The organism is Streptomyces sp. NPDC058985, assembly GCF_042740985.1.
GTDB lineage: Bacteria > Actinomycetota > Actinomycetes > Streptomycetales > Streptomycetaceae > Streptomyces.
The window spans coordinates 254,462-264,241 of sequence record NZ_JBHYJX010000003.1 but is presented as its reverse complement, the minus strand read 5'-3'; the positions used below and the strand labels follow the sequence as shown (position 1 = coordinate 264,241).

Below are 9,780 nucleotides of genomic sequence, written 5' to 3'. Positions count from 1 at the left end.
CCGCCCCCCCGGCCCGCCCGTTCAGGGGCTGGGGGCGGCACTCGGGGTCAAACACCCGCGGGGCGGTGATCGGCGCCCGCTCGGGGGCGGCCCCGGGGGGGGGGGGGGTTGGGGGGCGCCCGCCCCCACCCCGGCACCGTCCGTACGGCCGAGCACGTGCACGTCAGGTACATGGCATCCACACATGGCAGTAACTCGTCCGGAGGAGACCCCCATGCCATCCCGTACCCCCCGCACGCTCCTGACCGCCCTCACCGCGCTGACCCTGTTGGCGGCGGGCCCGGTCCTCACGACCCCAGCGGCCGCCGAGCCGTCCGCCGCCGCTGCGGCGGCCTGGGACACCGACCGCGCAGCAGCCGCGGTCACCGCGAACCCCGCCGCGGTGACCGCCTCGGCCAGCGAGAACGCGGGCACCGCACCCGGCCTGGCCTTCGACGGCGACGGCGGCACCCGCTGGTCCAGCGACTTCACCGACGGAGCCTGGATCCGCGTCGACCTCGGCGCCACGATCCGCGTCGACCGCGTGTCCCTGGACTGGGAAGCGGCCTACGGCAAGAGATACGTGCTGGAGGCGTCCCGCAACGGCACCGACTGGACGCCGTTCTACACGGAGACGGCCGGCACCGGCGGGTCGGTCACCGCCCACACCTACCCGCAGGAGGTCACCGCCCGCTACGTCCGCATGCGCGGCGTCGAACGGGCCACCCCCTACGGCTACTCCCTCTACTCCTTCAAGGTCTACGGCGGCGAACCGGCCCCCGCGTCCACCACCCGGACCAACCTCGCCCTGAACCACCCGGCGTACGCCAACTTCTACCAGCACGCGGGCAACTCACCGGCGTTCGTCACCGACGGCGGCCGCCCGGCCGACCTGAAGGCCGACGTGAGCCGCTGGTCCAGCGACTGGAACGCCGACCGCTGGGTCTCCGTCGATCTCGGCGCCACCTCGGTCGTCGACACCGTGGACCTGTACTGGGAGGCGGCGTACGCGGTCGACTACGAGCTGCAGGTCTCGGACGACAACCGCACCTGGCGCACCGTGTACCGCCCCTCCGCGAGCGAGGTCGCCGCCCGCCGCGCCGAGGTGAAGTCCCCGGGCGAGGCCACGGGCCGCCACGACAGCGTCCGCCTGCCGCAGCCCGCCACCGGCCGCTACGTCCGCATGCTGGGCAAGGAACGCCGCTCCTTCTACAACCCGGCCCCGTCGACCGCCCAGTTCGGATACTCGCTCTACGAGTTCGAGGTCTGGGGCACGGGAGGCAGCGCGTCGGCGGCGTACCCGGCGCTGCCGGGCGAGCAGTCGGGCACGTACCGCACCACGTTCTTCGACGACTTCACGTCCGGCTCCCTCGACCGGGCCAAGTGGCGCGTCGTACGCACCGGCACGGAGATGGGCTCCGTCAACGGCGAGTCCCAGGCGTACGTCGACTCCGCCGACAACATCCGCCTGGAGAACGGCGCCCTGGTCCTGCGCGCCAAGCACTGCAAGGGCTGCACCAAGGCGGGCGGCGGCACCTACGACTTCACCTCGGGTCGCATCGACACCAACACCAAGTTCGACTTCACCTACGGCAAGGTCAGCGCTCGCATGAAGCTGCCGGTCGGCGACGGCTTCTGGCCGGCCTTCTGGATGCTGGGAAGCAACGTGGACGACCCGTCGGTGTCCTGGCCGGCCTCCGGCGAGACCGACATCATGGAGAACATCGGCTACGGCGACTGGACCAGCAGCGCCCTGCACGGCCCCGGCTATTCCGCGGACGGCAACATCGGGGCCCGTCAGGTGTACCCGGGCGGCGGCCGGGCCGACCAGTGGCACACCTACGCGGTGGAGTGGACGCCGACCGGCATGAAGTTCTCCGTCGACGACCGGGTGGTCCAGGAGACGACGCGGAACAAGCTGGAGTCGACGCGGGGGGAGTGGGTCTTCGACCACGACCAGTACGTGATCCTGAACCTGGCGCTGGGCGGCGCCTACCCGGCCGGCTGGAACAAGGTCACCAGCCCGTACTGGGGGCTGCCGCAGTCCAGCGTGGACCGGATCGCGGCCGGGGGAGTGCAGGCGGAGGTGGACTGGGTGCGGGTGGAGCAGAAGGGATAGCGGACGGGAAGGCCGTCTGGGCTTGCCCGTCCGTCAGGAGCCCTTCCTCGCCACCCCGCCGTAGATGCCGATCGGCGGCGCGTCAGGACGGGGCGTCTCCTCCGGGCGCCAGTCGGTGACCCGGACGAGCCCCGGTTCGACCAGCGCGAAGTCGCCGAACAGGTCGAGGACGTCGGCGTGCCGGCGCAGGTTCATGGACGCGGTGGCGTTCTTGTAGACGGCCGCCGCGTCCGCGCGCCGGTCCTCGTGGACGTCGCCCGTCGCGTGGGACAGCACCAGGTAGGACCCGTCGGGCAGCGCGTCGCGCAGAGTGGCGACGACGCCCGCCGGGTCCTCGGCGTCGGAGACGAAGTGCAGGACCGCCACCAGCAGCAGCGCCACCGGCCGGTCCAGGTCGATGACCTGGCGGACCTCGGGGTGGTCGAGGATCGCGCGGGGGTCGCGCAGGTCGGCCAGGACGACGGCGGTGTCCGGGTCGTCCGACAGCGCCGCCGAATGCGTACTGACGATGGGGTCGTTGTCGACGTAGGCGACCCGGGTCTCCGGGGCGATGGACCGCGCGATCTGGTGGACGTTGGGCTCGGTGGGCAGACCCGTGCCCACGTCGAGTATCTGACGGACGCCGCCCTCGGCCACCACGTGCCGGACCGCGCGGTGCATGAAGCGCCGGTTGGCGAGGACGCCCTCGCGCACCTCGGGCGCCGCCTTCATGAACTCCTCGGCGGCCCGCTGGTCGACCTCGTAGTTGTCCTTGCCGCCGAGGAAGTAGTCGTACATCCGGGCGGGATGGGGCTTGCTCGTGTCGACCCGGTACGGGTGGGCGGCGTTCTCGCCACCGCTCAGGGAGGTCATGCGGCCTGACTCCGTCCTCAACTCGCGGGCCACCGGCGGGGAGAGCATGGCGACCGACTGTCTGAACATCATCTTGGCAGACTGCTTCTTGACGCGAGCCGGAACGGGTCGATACTTGTGCGCAGCATGCGTCGGTTGGTGTCCGTGGTCGGCACGAGGCGGGTCGGATGAAGAGCCGGACGAACCTGAGACTGAGCGCCACGGGCGCCGCACTCGGCATCATCGCAGCGCTGGGCGCACTGCCGGCCCACGCGGACCCGCCCGCGTCGGCGATTCCGCACCCTCATCCATCGAGCCGAACCACTCTCCCCCTGGGCCCCGGCGACCTCCCGGAGACCCGCACCACGACGACCCTCCAGCCGGGCGTCACCCTCACCCGCATCGTGCGCGGGAACGTCGAGGACCCGGCACTGCACTGGACGGTGGAGGTCTCCATCCCGGGCGGCGACACCTCCCCCGACCCGGACGCGCCACCGACGGCCCTCAAGGACCGGGCGAGCGCGGACGAACTCGCCGCCGATCTCCGTCAGAAGGGCTTCGAAGCCCGTGTCGAGCGCGTCCGGACGACGCGCACGGCCGACTACTCCGGCGGCACCCTCGGCTGGCGGGTCCGCATCGGCGCGTACGACACGCAGTCCGACGCGACGGCCGAACGCGCCCGCCTGACCGCGGCCGGGTACACGGGATCCGCCGTGTACACGGGCTGGGACGGCGAGGCCACCGACCGGGGCCCGTGGCGCGTGGACGTACTGACCGTCGACCCGCGCAGGTTCCGCGGCAGCCTCGGCGCGTCGTACGGCCCCGACCTTCAGGCCCGCGAGACCACCAGCCGGCTGTCGGCGGCGGCCGACGCGACCGCCGCGGTCAACGCGGGCTTCTTCGTCCTCGACCCCGAGGCGGGCGCGCCGGGCGACCCGGCCGGCGTTGGCGTGTACGACGGGCGCCTCCTGAGCGAACCGGTGGCGGGCCGCCCGAGCCTGGTACTCCACGACGACGCCCGCGGAACGCGGGTCACCCGCTTCACCTGGCGGGGCCGGGTCACCGGCGCCACGGCCACCCTCCGCCTGGGCGGCGTCAACCGCGTACCGGGCCTGATCAGGAACTGCGGCGGCTCCCCGGGCGACACCCCCACGTCGCTGCCGCTGCACGACGTCACCTGCACCAACCCGGACGACCTGGTCGCCTTCACGCCTGAGTTCGAGGGCGGCCGGACACCCGGGGGCGAGGGGGTGGAAGCCGTACTGGACGCGCACGACCGGGTGGTGGAGGTCCGCTCACCCCGGGGCGGATCCCTCCCGCCGGGCGGCAGTTCGGTGCAGGCGACGGGACGGCGCGTGGCGGACCTGACGGGCATGGCCCACGTGGGCGACCGCCTGCGCGTGCACACGACGCTGCTGGACGCCCGGGGCCATGCGTACCGGCCCTCACCCCGCACCGACATCGTGAACGCCGGCCCGGAACTGGTCCGCGACGGCCGTATCCACATCACCCCCGCCGCCGACGGCATGGTGCACCCCGACGACCCGAGCTGGTACTACGGCTGGGTGCACAAGCGCAATCCACGCACCCTGGCGGGCGTGGACGCCGCGGGCCGCACCGTACTCGTCACCGCCGACGGACGCGGCACCCGGTCCCTCGGACTGAGCATCGCCGAGAGCGCCGCGGTCGCCAGGTCGCTCGGCTTGCGCGACGCGGTCAACCTGGACGGCGGCGGCTCCACGACGATGGTGACGGACGACACCGTCATCAACACCCCGTCCGACGCGACCGGCGAACGCCCGGTCGGTGACGCCCTGTTGATCCTGCCCCGCAACCACCGCCACTGACGCACCTCATGTGACGTACGCCCATGAGACGTACGCCCATGTGACGTACGAGTGCCCGCACCACAGCGCGACGAAGAGCCACCCACTCCCAGGGAGCCGCCGTGTTCGCGAACGTGCCCACCGCCCCGACCCGCCCGCGCGCCAGAGCGTTCCTCGCCCCGGCCCTGCTCGTGATCGTGCTGCTCGCGACGCTGGCTCCGACGACACCCGCGCGTGCCGCGGGCCCGCCGGACGCCTCCCGCCCCGGCGCGGAGGTGGTGGCCGTCACCCAGGTCGCGGACCGGCAGGTCGACCTGTCGGTCCGCTCAACGGCCCTGGGCGGCCGCACCGTCAAGGTCCGCCTCCTCACCCCCGACGGCTGGAAGCCCTCCGACCGGCACCACCGCCAACACTGGCCCACCCTCTGGCTGCTGCACGGCTGCTGCGGCGACTACACGTCGTGGACCGCGATGACCGACGTGGCGGAGACCGACAGCCTGCGCGACGTGCTGGTCGTCATGCCCGAGGCAGGCTGGAACGGCTGGTACAGCGACTGGTGGAACCACGGCAAGGGCGGCGACCCGGCCTGGGAGACCTTCCACACGGTGGAACTGCGCCGCCTACTGGAACGCGACTGGGGCGCCGGCGCCAACCGAGTGGTGGCGGGCCTGTCGATGGGCGGCCAGGGAGCCCTGTCGTACGCGGCCCGGCACCCCGGCATGTTCCGGGCGACGGCGGCCTACTCGGCGTCGGCGCACCCCCTCCTCAACGACGAGTCGACCGATCGCATCATGGGCTTCTTCGCCGGCCAGGGAGACGACCCGCTGCGCGTCTGGGGCGACCCCGTGGCACAGCGCCGCATCTGGCAGTCCCACGATCCTTTCCACCTCGCGCGGCGCCTCAAGTCCATCCCGGTCTACCTGTCCTGCGGCGACGGCACCACGGGCCCCCTGGACCCGCCGGGCAGCACGAGCGCCCTGGAGGCCGACTTCAACCGCCAGAACCACGCACTGGCGGCGGAGCTGAAGCGGGTGGGCGCGAGGCAGGTGACGAAGAACTTCTACGGCCCGGGAACCCACGGATGGGCCTACTGGGAGAGGGAGTTGCACGCATCGCTGCCGATACTCCTGGAGGCGCTGCGAGTCTCCACCTGACGCGCCCACCACATCCTCAACACCCCTTGCCCAAAGGGAAGTAGACCCTTTAACTTAAGCACCGTCTGTAAGGGCATTTACATCACCGCTTACGTCACTGTCGTCGTCGTGGGGACCTGGCACCGTGCACACACGCATTCGCAGATCCGCGGCGGCAACCGCCCTCGCCCTGTCCGCACTCCTGCCCGCGACCAGCACGGTGGCCGTCGCGGCGGACGCCCCGGCGGCGACGGGGACGGAGGTGTCCGGCCAGGTCGGCGTGGAGTACTTCCCCGACCCGGCCGGCGAGGGTGCCCGCACGCGGGTCCCGGCGGACAGCCCGCACACCCAGCCGCCGACGAACCCCCGGCAGCGGACGGCCGCGGAGGACGGCGAGGTGGTCGCGATCGCCGAGACGGGCCCGACGGCCGACCGCCTGGACGTGACGATCATCGGCGACGGCTACACCGCCGCACAGCAGGAGGACTTCCTCCAGGACGCCCGCGCAAAATGGGACGCGGTGACGGACATCGAGCCGTACAAGAGCTACGAGGGCCTCTTCAACGTCTGGGCGGTGCAGGCGGTCTCCCAGGACTCCGGCGTCACGGGCGACCCGACACAGGACGTGACGAGGAACACCGCACTCGGCTCGTACTTCTTCTGCGACGAGATCGAACGCCTGATCTGTGTAGACCTCGACAAGACCAAGTCCTACGCCGACAAGGCCCCGGCGACCGACCTGGTGATCGTGGTCTCCAACTCCACCAAATACGGCGGCGCCGGCTACTCCGGTCTGGCGGGCGACTACGGCTACGACGGCGTCTCGACCCTCTCCTCCGACAACGCCCAGTCCACCCTGATAGCGGCCCACGAGATGGCCCACTCCATCGGCCTCCTCGCCGACGAGTACCAGTACGACGGCTACGGCCCCTACCCGGGCGACGAACCGGCGGCGGCCAACGTCTCGAAGCTCACCGCCGACCGGATGGCCGCGCAGGGCACCAAGTGGTCGGCGTGGCTTGGGGAAACCGACCCGAGCGGCGGCGTGGTCGACACCTTCGAGGGCGGCGACTACTACGAGTACGGCATCTACCGCCCCACCGCCAACTCCATCATGCGCTCCCTGAACACCGACCAGTTCAACCTCCCCGGCCGCGAGGCGATGATCGCCGGCTTCTACCGCTCGGCGAACACCCTCACCCCCGTGACCGACCCCGCCACCCGCACCTCCCGGTTCGCCCGCCTCGCCGTCACCCTCGCCGACCTGAGCGACAGTGCCCTCGCCCGCCCCCAGCTCCGCTGGTACGTCGACGGCCGCGAGGCGAGGCAGGCCCGCGGCAGGACGTCGGTCGTGCCGGCGGTCCTCGGGGTCCCGTCGGGCCGTCGGGCGCACACGGTGACGGCCAGGGTGGTGGACAGGACTGCGGCGGTGCGGCGTGCGGAGGTGCGGGGGATTGCGGCGAACTCGGTGACGTGGACGGTCAAGGGCTGAGGCACGCCTGAGACGTCGCATCCGGCGCGACGGCAGACTTTCCAGCCTCTCGAAACGCGTACGCACTCGGGTTCGATTGCCTGGCATCATGAAGAGCTGCATCCGATGTGTCTTTTCGCGGACCCAGTGGTCCTGACCGAGAGGGAACTCCATGGCGGACTGGATCTACATCCTCAATCCGCGCAAGGACACGCTGGACGGGGAACTCTCCGACAAGGAGACGATGCGTCAGTTGGCGGAAGAGGAGCCGGAACTGGAGTTCTGGCTCAGTCGCCCCTATCGCATGCGGCCGGGTGACCGCCTCTGGTTCTTCTTCACCGCCCCGGAGTCGGCGGTCGCGGCCGTGGCCGAGGTCGACGAGGAGCCCCGCGAAGACCCTGAGGTACCCGATGCCTACCTGGTCGCGGTTTCCTTGCTGCCCGAGGCGACGAAGGCGCTATACCACCACCCGGTGGGCCGTGACCAACTGGCCCTGGGGCAGGTGCGGTCGGTGCAGAAGGTCAAGCCGGAGGCCCTGGCAGTGTTGCTGGCGCGGGTAGGGCTCTGAGGGCGTGGTTTCGGTCGCTCAGGAGTGACGCCAGACCGTGTTGGCGGTGGCGGTTCGCGACTCGACGGGAGTGCGTGCGTGTCGTTCATGATGGTCGCCGCAGCCCTATACAGCGTGCTGCAGTTGGTGGCGGTGTCGTGGCCGACGTGGACGTGATTGGTGCCGACGGTCGTACATCGCCGTCGGGGGACCGGCGAAGGCGAGAAACCTCGCGAAGGTGGAAGAGGGAACACTGGAAGCGGCGCTAGCGCTCGCCAGGAGGATCCTGGGCGATGCGAATGTGCACACGTTCACGAGGTGATATTGGGATGAGTGACGGTTTCTACTTCTGGTACACGGGCGTGCATGACCGGGGCGGTGTCGAGCGAGTCCTGCGCGTACTGGAGCGGCGTGGCGTTCACCTCGCTCATCCCGTGTCCCGCGTCATCACCGCCATCACCGACGGGCCGGACTCCTGGGGGGAGCAGATCCGCCTTGAGCGAGCCGAACTGATCGGCCGTCTCACCTTGACGGACAGAACAGAGGTGAACTTCCAATTCTGGCTCAATGAGCAGACGGACCTCTTCACCAGGTTTCGCCGCCTGGCCGACGAGTGGCTGGTCGTCGAGTTCGGGTTGGACGGAATGCTCAAGACAGAACAGGAACTGGCAGTCGAGGCGATCTCGCACGCCGTAGACAACGAGCGGGAAAGCACCTGGGGGCTGGTCATCGACCGAAGCGGGCTCACGGAGGACACGGACTGGGACGCCGTGATGCTGGGACAACCGGCCGGGATCGCAGGATGGCCCGATGTCCTGGGGGTGCGTCCGGAGGTGGTGGCCCGGCATCCGCCCCTCCAAGCCGCGCAAGGAGCCGTGGAGCCTCCCTTGATGGTCTACCGAGGTGATGTCGGCGGCTGAGGCCGGACACCGTCCGTCGCGCACTCAGCCTTCCTCGGCGCTCTCCTACTGCGCCATCAGCGCCGCGGCGAGCTCTCTCTCAGTCCGTACTTCTTGACGCGCAGCGTCGATTCCTGAGTCAGTTTGACCCAGCGGACGGAGTCGGCGGAGATGTCCGAACCCGCTTGCGCGATTGCGGCACCGGTCCCGAGGACGGACTTGAGCCGGTGCAGCCCCGGGGCCCGCGAGAACAGTCCCTCAGAGCTGAGGAACCGGTCGACATCCCTCTCAGCTGAATCGCGTTGTCCATTCCGGCTCCTCGCGTGGTCCCAGTGGAGTGACAGTAGAGGACAGCGGCAGGGGGAGATCACGAACGCCTGATTCCGGTTAATGCGTACCATGTGCAGGTGCACGATCGTCCTTACAGCATCAGGCCAGCCGCCACCGCCGACCTCGCCGCCGCCCGAGCCGTCATGCTCGACACCGTCTACCGCGACTTCGGCACCGGCTACGTTCCCCGCTGGCACGCCGACATCATCGACCTCGCCGGGGCCTACGTGGACCCTGCCCGGCACACGCTTCTCGTCGCCGTCGACGCGGAGGGTGAGGTGGTGGCCACCGGTGCCATCGACTCCCGGGGCCCCGCGCACCCACCGAACCCCGCCCATGTCGCCGAGCGCTACCCCTCCGGGGTGACCGCGCAGCTGCGGCGCGTGTACGTGCGGGCCGAGCACCGGCGGCGTGGGCTCGCGCGTCGACTTGTCGACCAGTTGATGGCGTTCGCCGTCGCCGATGGGGGATATCGCGCCGTCTACCTGCACACCGACCCCGCCGTCACCGGTGCCGAGCCCTTCTGGCGGTCGATTGCCAAGGTCGTACACGACGAGCGGGAGGACCGCGGGGGTGGGCAGGGGATCGTGCACTTCGACGTTCCCCTGGGGTGAGTTAAGTGTGAAAATCGTTTCCATGTAGGCT

The 9,780-nt window shown here is 70.6% G+C and carries 8 protein-coding genes; 7 read left to right on the top strand and 1 reads right to left on the bottom strand.

Features of this window, described 5'->3' with window-relative positions; all coding sequences use genetic code 11:
• Nucleotides 1-214: 214 nt before the first annotated feature.
• On the top strand, nt 215-2,098 hold the full coding sequence (locus tag ACFW01_RS04260) for a discoidin domain-containing protein (RefSeq protein ID WP_384502329.1): 1,884 nt from the start codon (nt 215-217) through the stop codon (nt 2,096-2,098).
• Between the two features lie 33 nt (nt 2,099-2,131).
• Here ACFW01_RS04260 and ACFW01_RS04255 read toward each other — a convergent pair whose 3' ends face one another.
• Complete coding sequence (locus tag ACFW01_RS04255; protein WP_384502328.1) at nt 2,132-2,950, bottom strand: SAM-dependent methyltransferase; 819 nt, start codon at nt 2,948-2,950, stop codon at nt 2,132-2,134.
• Between the two features lie 167 nt (nt 2,951-3,117).
• On the opposite strand from ACFW01_RS04255, the gene ACFW01_RS04250 reads away from it, so the two are divergent.
• The 6 genes from ACFW01_RS04250 (at nt 3,118) to ACFW01_RS04225 (ending at nt 9,749) form a co-directional block, all read left to right on the top strand.
• The gene (locus ACFW01_RS04250) at nt 3,118-4,776 is read left to right on the top strand and encodes a phosphodiester glycosidase family protein (protein ID WP_384502327.1); all 1,659 of its coding nucleotides are present in this window, start codon (nt 3,118-3,120) and stop codon (nt 4,774-4,776) included.
• Between the two features lie 101 nt (nt 4,777-4,877).
• A complete protein-coding gene (locus tag ACFW01_RS04245; protein ID WP_384502326.1) occupies nt 4,878-5,909 on the top strand; it encodes an alpha/beta hydrolase in 1,032 nt (343 codons plus the stop codon).
• Between the two features lie 124 nt (nt 5,910-6,033).
• The gene (locus ACFW01_RS04240) at nt 6,034-7,380 is read left to right on the top strand and encodes a M64 family metallopeptidase (RefSeq protein ID WP_384502325.1); all 1,347 of its coding nucleotides are present in this window, start codon (nt 6,034-6,036) and stop codon (nt 7,378-7,380) included.
• Nucleotides 7,381-7,531: 151 nt separating this feature from the next.
• Entirely contained in the window at nt 7,532-7,927 is a 396-nt protein-coding gene (locus tag ACFW01_RS04235) for an EVE domain-containing protein (RefSeq protein ID WP_234956853.1), read from the top strand.
• 308 nt (nt 7,928-8,235) lie between these two features.
• On the top strand, nt 8,236-8,826 hold the full coding sequence (locus ACFW01_RS04230; protein ID WP_384502324.1) for a hypothetical protein: 591 nt from the start codon (nt 8,236-8,238) through the stop codon (nt 8,824-8,826).
• Nucleotides 8,827-9,278: 452 nt separating this feature from the next.
• Nucleotides 9,279-9,749, top strand: coding sequence for a GNAT family N-acetyltransferase (locus ACFW01_RS04225; RefSeq protein ID WP_384502346.1), 471 nt, complete (start codon nt 9,279-9,281; stop codon nt 9,747-9,749).
• The last annotated feature ends 31 nt before the right edge of the window (nt 9,750-9,780 follow it).